This is a genomic window from Olleya sp. Hel_I_94, assembly GCF_007827365.1.
GTDB lineage: Bacteria > Bacteroidota > Bacteroidia > Flavobacteriales > Flavobacteriaceae > Olleya.
Genome location: NZ_VISI01000001.1, coordinates 313442 through 332677, shown reverse-complemented (window position 1 = coordinate 332677; position 19236 = coordinate 313442). Strand labels below are relative to the sequence as shown.

Sequence of the window (19236 nt, the reverse complement as noted above, 5' to 3'; positions counted from 1 at the left end):
ATGGTTTGTTGCGTGTTTTAAGCACCTAATTTAGCAAATAAAAACCGAATAGAAAATCCGCGAGGATTTTCGTAAGTAGGCTAGAACTAGCAATAAATTATATACGGTGTTGTGGGCAGTTTTTTATTTAATAATTATACATATCTAATTCGTCAAAGTCTTTTATTTCAGATAGTTTGATTAGATTTTCTATTTCAATATTATTCCAAGTTTCCTTAAATATCTCATCTCCACCTTCCGCATTTTCATTTGTATTCTCTTTGATTAATTTCTTTTTTGTCAAGAAGTTAATACTTGTTTCTGTACTTGTTACTGGTCCACGATTACTACTTGAATCATATCCAATTAATTCAAAATTCGAGTTTTGAAATCGAAAAGTATATTCCCAATATCCATATCTGCCGTGTCCATAATGAACATACAGTTTTTCGTTTTTAATCTCAATCCATAAATCTGGCGAAAAATAAACTCCACCATCTTCATTTTCTGACGAAAAGCAATTATAATTTTTGTCGGCAAGTTCAAAACCTTTTCCATTTTTAAATAAGACTATAATTCCACGTCTATTTCTGTCAACTTTTTTATCAAATCGATTTGTAACAATATTATTTGTGTCAGTTTGTTTAATTACAATAACACAATCATCTTGTCCGTCTTTATTAAGGTCTCCAAAATATTTTTCAAACTCCACATAACCTTTTGGAATAAAATCAGAAGTTTCTTTGTCCTGTGCTTTACATCCAATAACTGTAAGTAGAAGAAAGGGTAATATTTTAAAAATTTTATTCATTCAGTCTTAATTTCTATCGGTTGATTTTAATTGCCCACAACGTTGTTGTATAAGATTAGTTGCGTGATTTAAGCACTAAAGTTAGCAAATAAATCACAAATAGAAAGTCCGCAAGGACTTTCGTAAGTAAGCCAGAAACTAGCAATTAATTTTATACGGTGTTAGCTGTAGTATTATACTTTCTGAATCTTTTTAAATGTTTCTAAAAATGATGATGGGATAAACTCGACAAATTCATATAGAATCTTATCAATTATTTCAAGTTTTAACCGTTTTTCATTTTTCCTTTTTATTTCATTAAGTTTCGGGAATTTATTAATTAGTATATCTTCTAATTTGTGACCTTGATAATGTAAATACCATTTAGGAACAGAGAGTTCCATTCCATTAATATAACTAATTTTTAAATTTTCATTTTTTTTCTCACATATAAAACTGTCAGAAATACTTTTAATATAACTGTCAATAATTAATTGGAAATCTATTTCTTTTAAGGTAGAAATTTTAGAATATTTATAGTCAATATTTATTTTTTCAAAATCTCCAATTCTATTTCTAATTAGTAGTAGAACAACTAATAGTGGGTCGAAAATTAAATTTTCAATATTGTATCTTTCAGATTTACCATTTACTATAATATAGTCTTTATAATCTTCATTATTCAAATCCCAATCGATTATACCGTAAACAAAATTATTTCCCGCATTTCTAATGGTTTTAGAAATATTAATAACTTGAGCACAGTTACTTACTTTTATTCCATTTGTATCAGTTCTCGTGTCTCCAGAAGAGATAAATGACAATGAAATTTCTCTATTTAAATTTGGTTTTAAAAGATTATAAATTTTTTCATAGTATTCAACATCGTTTTCACTTTCTACAAATACCTGTCTTCGATTTTCATAAATTATACTAAAAGAAGGAATATCTTTTGTTAAAATTGATAGAGCGAAATCTTTTGATACTTTAGTTATATTTCTCGTTTTAGGGTTTATAGAGAATATATTTTCAGGATTAGTTAAAGCAATTGTAGAAGGCGAGTGTGTTGTTAAAATTACTTTAATCTTAAGTTTTTTTACAAATACTTTTTCAATAACGTTAAGTAACATTTTAGACATTAACGGATGCAATGATGCGTCTGGTTCATCTAATAAAATTATATCAGGTAAATTTCCTTTATACCTAGAATTATAAAGTGCAAATGCTAATGACATAATTACTTTCTCTCCCGAGGATAAGTCTTCAAAATTATTAATTACGACATTACTTACTGTATTATATAATTGAATAGAAAAATGTGAATATTTTCTATAATTTTCATCAACATTAAATTTGTAATTTAACCCTGATTCTCGAAATATACTATTAATTATTTTCCAAGGTTTTGGACCGTGAATTTTAGTGAATTCTTCGCTACTTAATACAATAACTTTATCACCTTTGCTTTCAAGAAATTGATTGTATTCGTTTTGATGAAATGCATCTAACCATTTTTGAAATATTATAGTAAAATTTTGATGAAATAAATCACTTGAAGAATTAATATTGCTTGGTAAATTAATAAAATCGTTACGAGTTATATTTTCGATTTCTTTTTTGTCTTTTAAATATTCAAGAGTTTTAGAAAAAATGTTATACGTATTACCGTATCTTTCTTGTAAGAATATTTCGTATTTAAAATTCGGTAATTTAGATTGCCTAGAATAATCTTGAAATTGCATATACATATCTTCGATATGCATCTCTTGTTCTTGACTGAATTGAATAGGATCAGTTTGTGATAAGTTGTTAGGTTTAAGACTTTGAGTGTTAAAAAACCTTTTATTATTTAAGTTACGACCATTTTCAGTAACAGATGCGGTTTTTCCATTTATTGTCTGTAAAAATTGAGTTTTACCAACACCATTCAAACCTGTTAAAACTATAAAGTCAGGTAAATTTATTTCTATTGGTTTTAAAGATTTAAATTCTTTGCTTAAAGTATAAGTAAACATAAATTTTTCTAGGTTTTTTTATATTACAGCTAACGTTGTTGGATATGGAAAGTTGTGTTTACTTACTGCTGAAATTCCGAAGGAATTTCAGCAGTAAGTAAATAAACAACTTCCATTATCTAGACACTAAAGTAAACAATTTTTTATATGCTGTGTTGCTTACAGTTTTTAAATTTTATTTTTTTATTGGGAAACAAGCTAATTTGGTTTGCGTCGTTGTTGCGTCTGAGTGAATATCGGAAGATCGTATTTTTTACATTATCAGGCTAAAATTCTGAATTGGTTAACTAAGTACTTTGCGTTAGCTAAAGACTAATAATGTTGGCTTAAAATCAGTGATTTTTATATTCGGTATGACACGTTTTGATTTGAGTTCTGCAATTGTAGGCAACGTTGATGTGTATGGTTAGTTGCGTGGTTAAACAACTAATTTAGCAAATAAATCACGGATAGAAAATTCCAGCGGAATTTTCGTAAGTCGGCAGTGACCTAGCAATTAATTATACACTGTGTTGCCACACGTTTTTTATTTAAGTTCTGTTAGTTCAATTTCATATCTTTTTTTATGAAATCCAGTTAAGTAAATTTTGTTTTTATCTTTATTTCTGATTATTAGAGGAATTTCCATTTCCATAAAAATTATGTCGAAACCATTTTGTTTAAATCTTTCCCAACGTGTTCCTGGATTTCTTGTTTTGTCTGATTTCTTGATTAAAATACTATCGTTTACAAAACTCAACGTGTCATACGCAACTTTGTTTAAATCTGTATTTTTTACTGATTTGGATAAAAATCTCTTTCCAACTAATTTTACGTTTTTAGATTGATTTTTTAATGAGTCATTTAGTTTCTTTAACACAGCATTATTTGAACCATCATTACCCTTAAGAACTAAACTATCAGTATTTATTATTGCAACTTCGTATGCGAATTCGTTATCAGAATTATGGAAAATTTTGTTCCATTTAAATTTATAAGTTCCTTTTTCGTAATCTCTTTCAGAACGATAGTCATATTTGAAATTTTTTGCGAAGTATTTGTCATTTTCGAAAGTAACAAGAGTTCGAAGTGGTAAACTCATTGAAGAATCAACGTTTTCAGAATATGAGTATGCTCCAATCCAAGTTCCTTCCAATTTTCTATTAGAATTACAAGACATAATTAATCCTAAAAATAATATGCAGATGTTTTTTTTCAAATGTGTGGCAACGTCTCGGCTATGGTTAGTACGGGAATTAAAATTACAGAATTTCCGATTAAGCACTTAGCCAAAACTTTTTATTTTGTTTTATCTTTTCTTCTTTAAAGCCAAATCAAAAGATTTGGCGGACTTAGTTTTAAAGCACTAAACTTTGGGTTAAGCACCAAAACCCGTATTAATTATAGCCATTGTTAGCTGTAGTATTATTCAGCATTAAATTCATTTTTTATATATTCTCTGTCTTCAATTTTATTCAGACTAACAATACCTTCTATCAAATATTCATATTGGGGATTATTATCAAAATCAATTCCTTTCCAATATTTTTCTATTGAACTTATACTATTTGTCTTTTCATAATCAGAAATCCATTTAGAGTCCGCTTTATGTGATTTTACATATTTTAAATTTACCGATGCTATGTGAAAATGTTTTTTATTAAAGAACATATTTTTAAGCATATTTCTACTATCAACATTATCTTCAGCTACATAAATGCAAGTTAATCTACTTGGTAGATTGGAATCAACTTTTCTTCTAACTTTCTCAAATTCGACTTCAAGTTTTGCAATTCGATGTATTCTAATAATATCAGAGTTAGAGTAATATTTTGTATTGATTGTTCCTATTCCGATTTTCAAGCCATTAGTAGACCAATTCGATAGTATTACATATTGAAACCTTGGTGAAACAAATCCGAAACGTGTCAAATTTATATCAGTTAATAAGTCGTCAGGATTTATGTTATATAATGGATATTCAGTTTTATAGGTGATATAATGTGTTAGTGATGGCGAGCTTAATTGATTGGTATTTATAAGATTTAAACAAACGATAGGCTCGGTTAAATCAATAAAATATATAAAATTTTGAGTCTGATTGGTCATATTACAGCTAACGTTTATGTATAAGGAAAGTTGCGTGTTTGTGTGCGAGGATTTTCCGAAGGAAAATCAGAAGCTAGCAAACGAGCAACTAACTTTGGTTTAGGTAAAACTAGCAATTTTTTTTATACTTTGTTAGCTACCGTTTTTGTTTTATTTTTTTGATATAACTTTGGTTAATTTGTATTTGTTTTCTATAAAATTTGTTTCTTAAACTTATTTCTTTTTTATCCAACAATTCAAAAGATGGTTGTAATTCACTAAGGCAAAAAATCTGATACTCTAAAGTCTGTATTGTCAGTTTCTTTAGTGTTAATGACCTTTTCGTTTCAACAGGTTTTCCAATATCCAGAATATCTTCTAAAAACCCATATTCTTTTGTGAAATCATTTTCACAATAAATATGTGAAACGTTATTATCCATATAATCATTATAATATTTTCCAAGATATTCTATCGGAATTATACCAGATACAGGCTTTTGTATCGACTGATATAATCTTATGGAATCTTTTAAGATAGGTTTTCGAATTATTGGATTCATTATCCGTTCGTTACCTTTTTTAAATTCATCAATTCTAACCATTGTTTCATTTGGTACAACAAGTTTTTTTTCTGGAAATGGAAACCCCATTCTTCGTGATAGGGCAAACTCCATTGAAAAATTAAATAGTGAAATATTATTAATAGTTAATATAAAACAACTAGGCGATATCTTAAAGGCAGGGAATTCAGTACATGAGTATCCAATTCCTAATTCAGAATCATTTAAATAATGTATTGATACCATTCTATCACTAACACCTAATCTTTGTTTAATATGAAAATTTGGCTTAAAACCAATTACTTTATCAAGCATTAAATATCCTAGCCAAAGCCCAATTCTAACTTTATCTAACCAATCGAGGAGAATATTAATTTGTTCTGTGGTTATTTTTTTCTTGTCCAATAAATTAATGAACACTAGCTTTGCTTTACCTTCTAATTCAGCAAATTCCTGATTACATTTATTACAAGCGGGAAATGTAAAATTTTGCCAAGGAAATTTTCTTAAGGTGTCCTTGTATTTCCCAATAAAAGTTGTTCGATTTGGGTCACCAGTCATTTCTATTAACCATCTAGGAATAACATGTTCTTTAGTTTTTTTATCTGGCTTTTTTCCGCAAAATATACAGGTTTTCATCTAATGGTAGCTAACGGTTTTGTATATGGCTCGTAGCGTGCAAATTATCAATATTTTTTCGGTTAAGCACGAGCCGAATTTTTAAATTTTTCTTATTACCTTTTTTTCAATAAGCCAAATTTAAAAATTTGGCGGACTCGCAAATATACCTTAACTTTGAATTAAGCAACTAATTAGCTATGAGCTATATACGTTGTTGTGCGCCGTTATTTCAGGTCATCTACATCGAATAAATACTCTGGATTAACAAAGTCACTCAACGGTTTTTCTGTTATGATTTTATTCTCAACATCAATTCGGTAATTCACAGGTGAAATTCCAACAAATCTTACTTTTCCAACTTCAGTATCATTTTTTCGCATTCGGAATCCATTTATTTCCCACGTTATTGAAAATTCTTTGTCATCAACTTTATAAGCATAGCCATAATCAATTTCGTCATTGTTGGTATTAAAAAAATCATAGGTTTCTTGTTCATCTTCTGATTTGTAAAAAGGATAATCGAGTGAAAAATATTTAATTTCAGTTATTTTTCCTTTTTTTCCGTTGTCTAAAGTAATTATGTCGTTAATTTTAAAAGGACAAATTTTCTTTGCAACATTATTCAGATTTTCATCAAGTTCGTTACGGATTGGTTTGATTTTTTCATTAATCAATTCGGTAAGTTCCTTTCTTAACTTTTGAATATTATCTATTTGTTTTTTTTCTGCCATACATTGAGTGCATTTTTTAAATATTGTTCTGGTTCTGGCATAGGAAATGACTTACCTTCTTTGTTTTTCCTTTTATGTTTGTTGTAGTTTGCATTTATTTTTTTCCAATCTTTCGGATACATTTCAATAAATTTCTCTAAAAAACCGTCAAAAGAAAATTTTTCTTCAAACGATTCAACAACTTTTTGGACTTTCTCATCCTTTTTTAAAATGACACTCATAGGTTTTTTTTAATGGCGCACAACGGTTACGTATAAGAATAGTGCGTAGTTTGAGTGCGAGGATTTTCCGAAGGAAAATCATAAGCAACCAAACAACGCATTTACTCTTGATTAGGCACTAAACTAAGCATTATTTTTATACAATGTTAGCATGCGTGTTTATTTTTGTCGGACTTATTTTACGAAATAGTTGCGTTTAATTTTTTAGAACCTCGAATTTTTTGAGCATGAATAAAGTCAGTTGCTCGTTAACTTTGCGTAATATTTGTTAAAAGTCAGATGTTTTGCGCAAGAGTAAAGTCAGTCGCACGCAACAGTTGCGTTTTGAATGGTCAGAAGTCGGTTGAGTGAGATTTTAAGGAATCTATTTTAAACTACTTTTGAGTGATTTTGAGTGATTTTTATTTTTCCAGAGCTGAGTGAGACATGAATGCTAACGTTGTTGTATATGGTTTGTTGCGTGTTTTAAGCAACTAATTTAGTAAATAATTACAGACAAAGAAAGTCCGCGAGGACTTTCGCAAGTAGGCAAGAAGCCAGCAATAAATTATATACGGTGTTGTAGGTAGTATTTTTATATTCTTTGCCTAATTGCTGGGATTAAGAATTCCATTGAGTTTTTAATTTCAGAATTTTGAACCTCAAAAATACTAGAATATGGTTCATATTCATTAAAAGACATATTCAGTATCGTTGTCGTGTAGTATGAAATCAGTTCGTAATATTTATAATTCAAGATTTGGTTCTCTAGACTATCCAATTGTTTCAGTTCAAGAACAGCTTGTTTTTTACTTTCTTTAAAATCTGCTCTCATATCTTCTGGGTAATCTTCAGGTTTTTCATCCTGCATTTCGATAAGACGATTACGATAAGTGTAATATTGATTACGATATGTTAATTCTATTGAGTCAGTAAACTTTTCTAAAGATTTTTCTATTTCTGCTTTATTTGGTTTAACAACAGCCATTGAAAATGTTCCTTGAGTTCCATCTTGACCAAATGAGAGTTGGCTAATTAGTATAATCAGAAGAACAATTTTTCTCATTTTCTTGTTTTTTTATATTACCTACAACGTGTTGCATATGGAAAGTTGTGTTTACGCGCAATGAAATTCCGAAGGAATTTCAGCAGTAAGTAAATAAACAACTTCCATGATTTAAGTACTAAAGTAAACAATTTTTTATATGCTGTGTTGCCTACAGTTTTTTATTTTTACTTTTTTTGAGTAACAAGCTAATTCGGTTTGCGTCAATATTGCGTCTGAGTGAATATCGGAAAACCATACTTTTTTACATTATCAGGCTAAAATTCTGAATTTAGTTAACTGTGTACTTTATGTTAGCTAAAGACTAATAAAGTTAGCTTAAAATCAGTGGGTTTTATTTTCGGTTTTACACGTTTTGTATTGAGCGTTGCAATTGTAGGCAACGTATTTGTATATGGTTTGTTGCGTGTTTTAAGCACCTAATTTAGCAAATACAAACCGAATAGAAAATCCGCGAGGATTTTCGTAAGTAGGCGAGAACTAGCAATAAATTATATACTGTGTTGGCAACTGTTATTTATTCTATCCAAAGTTCTTTGATTTCATCTAATTTCCATTTTCCTTTAGTTTTAGACAAGTTTAATTCCAATCCTGTGCTTATTAATCGAATTTCGGCTTTTGCCTTATTCATTTCCTTGTTTATTGAAATGAAATTTATTTCAGGTGATGTTTTAAAATCAGCTTCTCGATATGTCATTGGCATAAGTAAAACTTTACTTAAAAAATCACCACGTTCAAATTTGTCTTTCGAGATGAATTCAGTTAATGCAATTTCAAATTCTGATATTGAGTTTAAAACACTTGCATTTGAAAAATTATTTTTTGGGTAGAATTCTTTTAACGTATCAATTTTTGTTCCAAAAGTATAAGGTAAACTCGAAGGTGGAATTGCATATTTATATTCTTTAAAATGTTTCCTTTTCATCCAACCATATTTTTCCAATTCAAATGGATGATATATTTCGTAAAATATTTGATATAGATTTGAAGTCAATGAATCATTTATTTCGGGTTCAATTTTCTCAGATTCCGTTTTCCATTTACGAAAGAATAGGTTTAGAGAATCGAAACTTCTTTTTTCGTAAGATTCATTTAGTAAATTGGACAATTCAGTTTTGAGTAAGGTGTCTGCTTTTTTAATTTCTATTTTTTCTGAAGATTCAATTTTAGTTACCAAATTTTCTTTCGGCTTGTTTTCTTTACAAGCTAAAATTCCAAAAAATAATATTATAAGGATTAGGTTTCTCATAATTGTTGCCAACGGTTTTGTGTATGGTTAGTTGCGTGTTTCAGCAACTAATTTAGTAAACAAAAACGAACGCGAGAAAATTCCGAAGGAATTTTCCAAATAGGCAACGACCAAAGCAATTAATTATACACGGTGTTGGCAACTGTTTTTTTTCCGATTAATATTATTATTCCAAACATTAAATATTTACAAATTCCAATTAGTGAACTATAAAAACCTAACATTGAGTTTTCTCTTAAATAGCCATAGAAATCTCTAAATTTTTCATTGTGATTTTCAATCACATAATCAGTTCCAAAATATGAGTATAAAAATTGAAGGATTTGAATAACAAAAAATCCAATAAACAATGTGATAAATATTTTTCTGGTTTTAAATTCAGATTTTTCTATTCCTCTAAAAAGCAATTTAATAGCTAAAAATGATGTTATGGTGAAGAGAACAAAAATAACTATTTCAGTTGTCCAAAAATTCAGAGCGTTATCAGTATTTAGAATTATAAATAGGTCTCTTAAAATGTCTTTGATCATTATGAAAAAACCAGAAATTGATAAATATGTAAATGCTCCAATTCCGATAATGCTAATTAATTCAGATTTTAATTTATTCAAATTTGAGTGAGTTTAAATTGTTGCCAACGGTCTCGTATAAGAATAGTTGCGGGTTTACGTGCGAGGATTTTCCGCAGGAAAATCAGACGTAGTAAACTTGCAACGACCTTTGGTTAAGCCCAAAATTGAGCGATTATTTTTATACATTGTTGGCAACAGTTATTTTTTGTCAGTTTAAATTCAGTCAGCGTTGTGTTCCGTAACATTTTTCAATTCCGTTTGAGTGAGCAGTTCTCAAACTTTCTAAAGTTCCAATTCAGATTGGTTTTTTATAGTTTTAAAATGTCAAAATATTTCCCCATTTTAATAGGTAAATTAGAAATACAGTAATTCCACCACTAACGAATAATGCTCCAGTCCAATAAAAAGTTCTTGTTCCCCATTGTTTGAACATTTTTTTTCCATATTCTTTTTCAGCATAGCCATTCGTCAGTTTCCAATAAAGAAAAGTGACTATTAAGAAAAGCGATATTGCAATTAATATTATCCAAAATTTTTCCATTTATTAAATTTTTAGTTTTGTTGCTCTTAATTGTTGCCAACGTTGTTGGATATGGAAAGTTGTGATTTGCGTGCAATGAAATTCCGTAGGAATTTCAGCAGTAAGTAAATAAACAACTTCCATAATTTAGACACTAAAGTAAACAATTTTTTATATGCTGTGTTGCCTACAGTTTTTAATTTTTACTTTTATTGAGAAACTAGCTAATTCGGTTTGCGTCGTTGTTGCGTCTGAGTGAATATCGGAAGATCGTATTTTTTACATTATCAGGCTAAAATTCTGAATTGGTTAACTATGTACTTTATGTTAGCTAAAGACTAATAAAGTTAGCTTGAAATCAGTGGTTTTTATATTCGGTATGGCACGTTTTGAATAGATCGTTGCAATTGTAGGCAACGTGATTGTGTATGGTTAGTTGCGTGGTTAAGCAACTAAATTAGTAAACTTTTACGAACCCGTGAATATTCCGCAGGAATATTCGCAAGTAGGCTAGAACAAAGCAATTAATTATACACGGTGTTGTGTGTAGTTTTTTTTAAGGGTAATTTCCCTCGATTTTGTAAATATATTAAAATAATGTGTATATTTGCAGGGTAAATACTCTTTTAATGAAAGAATCAAACATAGACGATTTATTAAAATCAATTTTTTCTGATGATGAAAGTTTTGATATCAGAAATGAATTTGAACAAAAACTATCTGATTACAATGTTAGTAAAACAAAGGCGTTAAAGCTTTTGAATATTGATAAAGATGTTTTTGAGCAAATAATTAGTGGTACAGCAAAGCAACCGAATTTAATCCATGTGGTTAAAATTGCTGAATTTTTAGAAATTAATATTGATAAATTTATTCAGATTGTATTAAATAATCAAAGTAAGGTTAATATCGGTTCAATTGATAAGGCTAGAAAAGCAACTTTTTTACTAAAGAATTTTGACGTAAAGACTTTAACAAAACTTGGTTTTTTTGATAAAGATTATGAGACAGATGAATTAGTTGACAAAGTTCTTACATTTTTTGGTTATACATCTATTCAAGAATATGAAGATGAACTTGTTGAACCTTTGTATAGTAAGACAAAAAGGAATTTTTCAGATAAAATGAAAGATTTTTGGATAAAGTCCGCTTATCAAACTTTTAGAATTATTGACAATCCAAATGAATACGATAGAGTTAGATTAAAAGACTTAATAGTAAAAGTTAAGCCTTATTCTCAAGATGTTAAAGAAGGTCTTTTTACTGTTTGTAAAGCACTTTATAATATTGGTGTCACAGTTATTTTTCAAGACTATTTGTCAACAACTCAAGTACGAGGTGGGACATTTATTGTAAATGGTAAACCTTGTATTGTTCTTACTGATTTTAACAAAAAATATCCTACTATTTGGTTTACGCTTTTGCATGAGTTACATCATGTGTTATTTGATTTCGATTTGATTGAGACTAGTAGTTTTCATTTAACAGGTGATGACGATTTATTTTTAATTGAAGATAAGGCAGATTCATTTGCTAGAGACTTTTTTATGGCAGAAGATAAATTTAATTATATAAAAAAGTATATTAATAACCCTTTTTTAGTTTCGAAATTTGCAGAACAAAATGAAATTCATGTTTCAATAGTTTATTCGTTTTACACTTGGTATCAAGACAAGTTATATGGAAAAAATTATCATGCTGCATTCAGAGATTTTTATCCAAATTATAAGGAAGCATTAGGTAAGTTAAGTCCTATTTCATGGGATGATATTAGTATTAAAGAAACAAGTGAACGAATTAAATTGATTTTAGAAATTAAATAATATAATTATTATGGCAAAAGATAAAGACCTAAAGAAAAAAGTAGAGCTGTCAGAGGCTGATTTAGAACGAATGGAACTTTTACAGCAAGCAAATGAAAAGGTAGGAAGGCAATTAACTATAAATTCTGTAGAAGGAAATATTGAGGAAATAGATGAGTTGCGAGAACTGATAGGTAAAGATTTTGAAAATCCTGAAGAAAAGTATAATATTTATTATAAAGGGATTCGTAAATTATTGATGGATTATTTACCAAAAGGAAAAGAATTTAAAGAAGTAAGAGATATAATCTATGATGAAAAAAACATTTTCCTTAATTCAGGAAAACGTAAGTCTGATAATAATGGAATTAGAAAATCTGACGGAAGAATGACTTTTCAGCCAGTAATGAATGAAATTTTAGATATTATTGTTAAGTGGGTTGGCGAATCACAAAATCCATTTGTCATTTATAGAGAATTTTATGATTTAAATGAAAAACATGGTTATGGTCATGAAGAATATGATAAAAGTGCTTTAAGTGTGTCAAAAGCGATGTTGAAATTGAGCAAAAGTTAACTTATGGAACACGGTTTTTAAATTACACACAACGTGTTGCATATGGAAAGTTGTGTTTACGAGCAATGAAATTCCGTAGGAATTTCAGCAGTAAGTAAATAAACAACTTCCATAATTTAGACACTAAAGTAAACAATTTTTTATATGCTGTGTTGCCTACAGTTTTTAAATTTTACTTTTTTTTGAGCCACAAGCTAACTCGGTTTGCGTCAATATTGCGTTTGAGTGAATATCGGAAAACCATACTTTTTTACATTATCTGGCTAAAATTCTGAATTTAGTTAACTGTGTACTTTATTTTAGCTAAAGACTAATAAAGTTAGCTTAAAATCAGTGATTTTTATATTCGGTTTTATACGTTTTGAATTGAGCGTTGCAATTGTAGGCAACGGTTTAGTATATGGTTTGTTGCGTGATCAAGTTACTAAGTTAGTAAATAAAAACCGAATAGAAAGTCCGCGAGGACTTTCGTAAGCAGGCTAGAACCTAGCAATAAATTATATACATTGTTAGGGCAAGTTTTTATTTCCGTTAATATCGTCTTCAGTTTTTAAAATTCCGTCTTTGCCTTTAGAAATAAGAACGTAGCCAAGTCCATTTTCAATCTGTTCATAAAAAAACTCGTTATTCCAATAATCAAACGTAATACTTTTTCTTAAAGGATTATTCCGAATTATTGTATTCAGTTTTTCAGGATAAATTCCTAGAGAGTTTTTTTCATTTTCAAGAATCTGTTCAATTTCAGCAATTTTCTCCGTTGTTCTTGATTCTCCATTATTAGAAAATAAAAAATTTTCGAAAAATAACCTTGCAGTAAATATTATTATTATAAATATTCCGAAAAATTTCAAGTAAGGATGAATCATTACCTTTTTTGGTAGATTGTTTTCCTTTTCAAATTTCCGCCTTGCTTTTTTCTTTTTCCAGAATTTTAATTCATAAAAAAGGTCAGCAATTGCGACAAAAAAATCTAATATTGACTCTATCATTCGGTTTGGTGACTAATTTGCCCTAACGGTCTTGTATAAGAATAGTGCGGTTTTGGATGCGAGGATTTTCCGAAGGAAAATCAGACGTAACAAAACAGCACTAACCTTTGATTAAGCACTAATCTACGCATTATTTTTATACGTTGTTAGCTTTAGTTTTTTTTCATTCGTATTAGAAATTCAGGGTGTTTTCTTAATTGATTATGTTTAATATGCCTTATTGCTTTTCCTTTTGAATGTATTTTTAAGCCTTCTAATTCTAAATTTGTTTCGCAATCTGTGGCACCTGTTATTATAAGGTTTTCTTTGTTTTTCATTACCTCTTCAGGATTTTCCCCTTCCTTAATAATATAACTAAGTTCAGCAATTCCCTGATTAGCTTTTTTAAATTTCTTAGATTTATTATGGATTTTATCAAGGTATGTTTTTGATGTCTTTTCAGTGAAAAAAATAGTATTACCGTTATTAATAAATTGTAATAGATTTATTGAATCTATGTCTTTTTCTTTTTCGATGATTAGATTTTTATCTCTTTTATTACCAACTTTATATATATTGTCATCATAGAGAATTACAGCAAGTTTTTCACTTATTGGACATAAAATTTGTAAGCCAATTAAACCATACCCTGTTTTTGAGAATCCTACTTTTCGTTTTTCTAGAAATTGATTGTATTTAATTATTGGAAAATCAGAACTAATGAAAGCTGTTTTTGTATTATTAATAATTAATTTTGCTTTTAAATCTGTTATTATAAGAAGTGTTTCGGCAGACATCGATAGTAATAATCGAATTAAATCCTCGTCTTTAATATTGCCTAATTGATTTCCATCAATGAATGATGGGTCAAGTGAGTTTAACTTACTTTTCATACTATTAGACATTTGTTTAATGGTGTCTAATGAGGTAGGGCTTCTTAGGTTTGTTAAAGTAATAAAATTTAGTAAAAAGTAATATTCTTCAGATTTGGGGAGTGGTAATTTTTCTTCAGAAATTATTGTATTTATAGATTTTGCCAAATATGTCTCAATAAATGAAAGTTTATCTTCAATTACACCATCGTGTCCATAAAAAAAGTTCTTAGAACCTTGAGTTTTTAACTTTGCTGTTTGTATGAAAAACGAACTTTTTAGATTATAAACACCAATTTGTTTTTTATTCTTATAGTAGGAAAAGTTCCTTAAATAAAACTTAGGTATATAATGCTGATTTTTCTTTTCAGTTATCATTGGATAAATTAAAGCTAACGTTTATGTATAAGAATAGTTGCGGGTTTGTATGCGAGGAATTTCCGAAGGAAATTCAGACGTTACAAACACGCAACGACCTTTGATTAAGCACTAAACCGCAATTATTTTTATACGGTGTTGCCAGTAGTTTTTATTTTTTATACATTCTTAATTCCAATTTACGTTTATTATATTTTAGTCCTATTGTAAGATTGTCTATTATCCATTTCTGTTCAACACTACTTTTTTCAGATATAGAACTAGTAGGTTTTCCGATTTTGTTTTGAAGATAATTTGAAATCCAATCAAACTTTGATTCATATAAGGTTTCTATTTTTGATTCCTCAGATGTTGAGTTAATTATATCTTCAAAATTATTGTTTTTATTTTTTTCCCACTCAAATTCAATTAGTTCTATTGTTTTATCTTTTCTGGAATAGTAATACATAGTTACTAGGCTTAATTCAGAGCTTTCAATTTTTCTGTAAATTCTAGGTGTTTCAACATCTTTACCATCCAGTAAGAAGTGTGATATTTTATGACTTTGAGTAAGGTCAGTAGCATTTAAATTCTGTTCGATTTTATCTATTTTGTCAAGATGTAAGTTATTAAAATTTGAGTAGTAAAAATCAAAAGTATTTTCAAACCATTCTGTGAGTTCAACTTTTCCAAAAACAGGTTCCCTATAAGTATTTTTGAAATTTATTACATTAAAACTTTTACCGTTAATTTCGATAATTCCATAATTATTTTCGCTGTCTGTTTGAAATTGAACTGTTTGGTAATCATTGTTTTGAATTGGATTTCTTGAGTCGTAATACCATTTAAATGGACGAATTTTAGATTTAAAAGTATAAATTGGAATAAGACTATCATTTTTTACTACTCCGATATTTGTGGAAATACTGTCTTTATATAAATGATACAGTTTATTGTTGGCAGCGAATGAAGTCGCTAAAGAGAATTTAGGGTTAAAATAATCATCATTTTTATATTCATATATAATTTCTGCACCATTGATAGAATTACTACCTTCTCTGTGGTATCTTTCATCAATAACTGCTTTTTTATAATCGTAAGGTTCTTTGCTTTTATCTAATTTTTTCGGGTCTATAATTTTTAAAATGGATTTACCTGATGTTAGATAATACGCATTGTTCAATTTATTTACAATTGGTGTTGTTGCACCAACTTCATATTGTTTATTAGTTACTTTATCTTTAAACCAAGTTACTCCTCCCCATTCTCCAAATTCTAGAGAATAAACTGAATAATTATTATCCTCGTAATACAAGTCAATACCTTTTTTAGTTTTTACCCAACTATTTTTATTTTGGTCAAGATAGAAAGTGTTATGGTCATAATATTCAGTAGTAAATATAGTATCATTTTTTATGTATAAATCGTAGTAAAAGGTCTGAAGTACTTTAGGTACATCAATTCTTTTATCGATTTTTCCGTTTCTATCGAGGATATAAAATTGATGTTTTGAGCCTGAACTAAATTTGTCATTGTCAGTTTCAAAATAACAATAGTAATTCCCATCATATTTAATCCAAGGTCCAGGTTTTCCAGGAATATTTATTTCAATATTTTCATAATTCACATCGATTTCTTGTGTTTGACAAGAAACTGTTGTAAAAATCAATATTAATATTTGGAATACGGTTTTCATAAATTACTGGCAACGTGATTGTATATGGTTTGTTGCGTGTTTTAAGCACCTAATTTAGCAAATAAAAACCGAATAGAAAATCCGCGAGGATTTTCGTAAGTAGGCTAGAACTAGCAATAAATTATATACGGTGTTGTGGGCAGTTTTTTATTTAATAATTATACATATCTAATTCGTCAAAGTCTTTTATTTCAGATAGTTTGATTAGATTTTCTATTTCAATATTATTCCAAGTTTCCTTAAATATCTCATCTCCACCTTCCGCATTTTCATTTGTATTCTCTTTGATTAATTTCTTTTTTGTCAAGAAGTTAATACTTGTTTCTGTACTTGTTACTGGTCCACGATTACTACTTGAATCATATCCAATTAATTCAAAATTCGAGTTTTGAAATCGAAAAGTATATTCCCAATATCCATATCTGCCGTGTCCATAATGAACATACAGTTTTTCGTTTTTAATCTCAATCCATAAATCTGGCGAAAAATAAACTCCACCATCTTCATTTTCTGACGAAAAGCAATTATAATTTTTGTCGGCAAGTTCAAAACCTTTTCCATTTTTAAATAAGACTATAATTCCACGTCTATTTCTGTCAACTTTTTTATCAAATCGATTTGTAACAATATTATTTGTGTCAGTTTGTTTAATTACAATAACACAATCATCTTGTCCGTCTTTATTAAGGTCTCCAAAATATTTTTCAAACTCCACATAACCTTTTGGAATAAAATCAGAAGTTTCTTTGTCCTGTGCTTTACATCCAATAACTGTAAGTAGAAGAAAGGGTAATATTTTAAAAATTTTATTCATTCAGTCTTAATTTCTATCGGTTGATTTTAATTGCCCACAACGTGTTTGTGTATGATTTCGTTGCGTGTTTCAGCAACTAATTTAGCAAATACAAACCGAATAGAAAATCCGCGAGGATTTTCGTAAGTAGGCGAGTACTAGCAATGAATTATACACGGTGTTGTAAAACGTTTTTTAACACCATTCTATAATTTTTGTTTCAAAATCGATTGGTGTTGGTCCACCAGAACAACCTCCAATTTCCTCTACATTTCGGTCAGTTTCCGTTTCTCCGATAATCCATTTACCAGACTTGTGTTTTAATAAAATTCCTTCTATTATTATTTCTCCACCAGTAAGAGGATTTTTCTTGTTATTATAAACAATGATTTTATTTCCATTTATTATAATATCAACAGGTAGATTTTCCATTCGTCCGTCAAATTCTGCAAAATATAGTCCATAAGTCGATTTTCCTTGCGGAATACTTTCTAATTGTAAATCACTTAAATTTTCGGTTTGTGATGTATTAACTATAGAATTAGTCTTATCATTATTTATGTGCTTTTTTAATATATCGAGAGAATCTTTATATGCTTTAGATTGAATTTTTAAAGATTCGAAATCAGATTTTAAAGAGTTGTTATCTTTATTTAGAGAGAAACTTAAAACTCCTAAAAACAATGAACAAAGACCAAATAAAATAAATAGAGGTAAATATATTTTCTGATATTTAGTCAAAGGTTTTTCATCAAAACTTTTAAGATATTCTATTCCAGAAAACTCAATTTTATATTTGGGATCAACATAACTTATACGACTTCCTTTCATTATGGGCTTTAAAACCTCTTTAATGTATTTTTGTTTTATTAGATGATTTTTAGAGTTCTTTAATTTTTTACTATCGTCTTCTAAATGGTCTATTTTAATAAAATCTCCGTTGTTATTTTCGGATAAAAATTTCAATATTTTATATTCTAAAGTCTTTTTCATTCAAATGTTTTACAACGGTTTTGTGTATGGTTAGTTGCGTGTTTAAGCAACTAATTTAGTAAACAAAAACGAACGCGAGAAAATTCCGAAGGAATTTTCCAAATAAGCAACGACCAAAGCAATTAATTATACACGTTGTTGTAAACTGGCTTTATGCTATTTGTTCAATTCTTGCTCCTTTACATAATGGATAGGAATTTACAAACTCCATAATTGATTCTTTCATTTCAGTAAACGAATCTGCGTAATAATAAAGAGCAGTTTCAGTTCCGCCTTCCCAATATTTTGTGATTTCTGAATTGTCATTAGTCAACTTTTTTATTTCCGAAATCACAAAGTTAATATCAGAGTTTTTGTAAACTTCTGGGTCTAAATTCTGTCCGTCAATGTAAATTCCTAATCCTTCTTTTTGTCCGAATTCTATTTTTTGGTCAGTTTTTTCTATTGTCAATTTTGACCCTTTAGGCGCTCCGAGTTCCTCCAGTTTTTTAATTATTAACTGAATATCATTTTCATTTATTTCGTTTGATTTTAGTTTAATTTCTAAATCGCAATATTCAAGTTCTCCTGATTTCAATTGCATTGTTCCTCCACCTGTTACTTCTCCAATTCCGTTTGCTTTTAGCAATTCCTCTAAAGGGACTTCATAAATTTCTCCTCTGTCAATTGGCATAATTTTATCATTTAAAGTGGCCACAATAAAATTTTCGACATCATTATTTTTTTGTTTTCCGAAGAGTTTCTTTATGAAGTTCATATGTTTTTTCAGCTTGTTTACAACGGTTTTGTATATGGCTCGTAGCGTG

19 protein-coding genes are annotated in these 19236 nt (G+C 28.7%); 2 read left to right on the top strand and 17 right to left on the bottom strand.

Annotated features, from left to right (window positions below; translation table 11 throughout):
* Nucleotides 1-127 precede the first annotated feature (127 nt).
* The 11 genes from JM82_RS01560 to JM82_RS01505 form a co-directional block, all read right to left on the bottom strand.
* Nucleotides 128-790 (bottom strand): hypothetical protein, encoded by a 663-nt coding sequence (locus JM82_RS01560; protein WP_145000575.1) that lies wholly within the window; start codon nucleotides 788-790, stop codon nucleotides 128-130.
* A 173-nt stretch (nucleotides 791-963) separates the two neighbouring features.
* Nucleotides 964-2784: an AAA family ATPase gene (locus JM82_RS01555; protein ID WP_145000605.1), complete on the bottom strand. Its 1821-nt coding sequence runs from the start codon at nucleotides 2782-2784 to the stop codon at nucleotides 964-966.
* A 526-nt stretch (nucleotides 2785-3310) separates the two neighbouring features.
* Nucleotides 3311-3982: a hypothetical protein gene (locus tag JM82_RS01550; RefSeq protein ID WP_145000603.1), complete on the bottom strand. Its 672-nt coding sequence runs from the start codon at nucleotides 3980-3982 to the stop codon at nucleotides 3311-3313.
* Nucleotides 3983-4188: 206 nt separating this feature from the next.
* A complete protein-coding gene (locus JM82_RS01545; protein WP_145000601.1) occupies nucleotides 4189-4872 on the bottom strand; it encodes a DUF2441 domain-containing protein in 684 nt (227 codons plus the stop codon).
* 136 nt (nucleotides 4873-5008) lie between these two features.
* Nucleotides 5009-6052, bottom strand: coding sequence for a hypothetical protein (locus JM82_RS01535; protein WP_145000599.1), 1044 nt, complete (start codon nucleotides 6050-6052; stop codon nucleotides 5009-5011).
* Nucleotides 6053-6258: 206 nt separating this feature from the next.
* A complete protein-coding gene (locus JM82_RS01530; protein ID WP_145000597.1) occupies nucleotides 6259-6765 on the bottom strand; it encodes a hypothetical protein in 507 nt (168 codons plus the stop codon).
* On the bottom strand, nucleotides 6744-6986 hold the full coding sequence (locus JM82_RS01525) for a hypothetical protein (protein ID WP_145000595.1): 243 nt from the start codon (nucleotides 6984-6986) through the stop codon (nucleotides 6744-6746). Before JM82_RS01525 ends, JM82_RS01530 begins: the two co-directional genes overlap by 22 nt.
* 574 nt (nucleotides 6987-7560) lie before the next feature.
* Nucleotides 7561-8031, bottom strand: coding sequence for a hypothetical protein (locus JM82_RS01520; RefSeq protein WP_145000593.1), 471 nt, complete (start codon nucleotides 8029-8031; stop codon nucleotides 7561-7563).
* Nucleotides 8032-8548: 517 nt separating this feature from the next.
* Entirely contained in the window at nucleotides 8549-9280 is a 732-nt protein-coding gene (locus JM82_RS01515) for a hypothetical protein (protein WP_145000591.1), read from the bottom strand.
* A 119-nt stretch (nucleotides 9281-9399) separates the two neighbouring features.
* Nucleotides 9400-9891, bottom strand: a complete 492-nt coding sequence (locus JM82_RS01510) for a hypothetical protein (protein ID WP_145000589.1) — start codon at nucleotides 9889-9891, stop codon at nucleotides 9400-9402.
* A gap of 277 nt (nucleotides 9892-10168) precedes the next feature.
* The gene (locus tag JM82_RS01505) at nucleotides 10169-10393 is read right to left on the bottom strand and encodes a hypothetical protein (RefSeq protein WP_145000587.1); all 225 of its coding nucleotides are present in this window, start codon (nucleotides 10391-10393) and stop codon (nucleotides 10169-10171) included.
* Between the two features lie 608 nt (nucleotides 10394-11001).
* Between JM82_RS01505 and JM82_RS01500 the strand changes: the two genes are divergently transcribed.
* Together JM82_RS01500 and JM82_RS01495 are read left to right on the top strand one after the other, a co-directional pair.
* A complete protein-coding gene (locus JM82_RS01500; protein ID WP_145000585.1) occupies nucleotides 11002-12195 on the top strand; it encodes an ImmA/IrrE family metallo-endopeptidase in 1194 nt (397 codons plus the stop codon).
* A 10-nt stretch (nucleotides 12196-12205) separates the two neighbouring features.
* Nucleotides 12206-12751 (top strand): hypothetical protein, encoded by a 546-nt coding sequence (locus tag JM82_RS01495; RefSeq protein ID WP_145000583.1) that lies wholly within the window; start codon nucleotides 12206-12208, stop codon nucleotides 12749-12751.
* 509 nt (nucleotides 12752-13260) lie between these two features.
* On the opposite strand, the gene JM82_RS01490 is transcribed toward JM82_RS01495, so the two are convergent.
* From JM82_RS01490 to JM82_RS01465, 6 genes are all read right to left on the bottom strand, one after another.
* Nucleotides 13261-13740, bottom strand: coding sequence for a hypothetical protein (locus JM82_RS01490; RefSeq protein WP_145000581.1), 480 nt, complete (start codon nucleotides 13738-13740; stop codon nucleotides 13261-13263).
* 152 nt (nucleotides 13741-13892) lie between these two features.
* Nucleotides 13893-14969 (bottom strand): DUF4238 domain-containing protein, encoded by a 1077-nt coding sequence (locus tag JM82_RS01485; RefSeq protein WP_145000579.1) that lies wholly within the window; start codon nucleotides 14967-14969, stop codon nucleotides 13893-13895.
* A 151-nt stretch (nucleotides 14970-15120) separates the two neighbouring features.
* Nucleotides 15121-16644 carry a hypothetical protein gene (locus tag JM82_RS01480; protein ID WP_145000577.1) on the bottom strand — a complete coding sequence of 508 codons (1524 nt, stop codon included), beginning with the start codon at nucleotides 16642-16644 and terminating at the stop codon, nucleotides 15121-15123.
* 151 nt (nucleotides 16645-16795) lie between these two features.
* Nucleotides 16796-17458: a hypothetical protein gene (locus JM82_RS01475; protein WP_145000575.1), complete on the bottom strand. Its 663-nt coding sequence runs from the start codon at nucleotides 17456-17458 to the stop codon at nucleotides 16796-16798.
* Nucleotides 17459-17632: 174 nt separating this feature from the next.
* Nucleotides 17633-18430 carry a hypothetical protein gene (locus JM82_RS01470; protein WP_145000573.1) on the bottom strand — a complete coding sequence of 266 codons (798 nt, stop codon included), beginning with the start codon at nucleotides 18428-18430 and terminating at the stop codon, nucleotides 17633-17635.
* Nucleotides 18431-18581: 151 nt separating this feature from the next.
* Entirely contained in the window at nucleotides 18582-19187 is a 606-nt protein-coding gene (locus JM82_RS01465) for a hypothetical protein (RefSeq protein ID WP_145000571.1), read from the bottom strand.
* Between the last annotated feature and the right edge of the window lie 49 nt (nucleotides 19188-19236).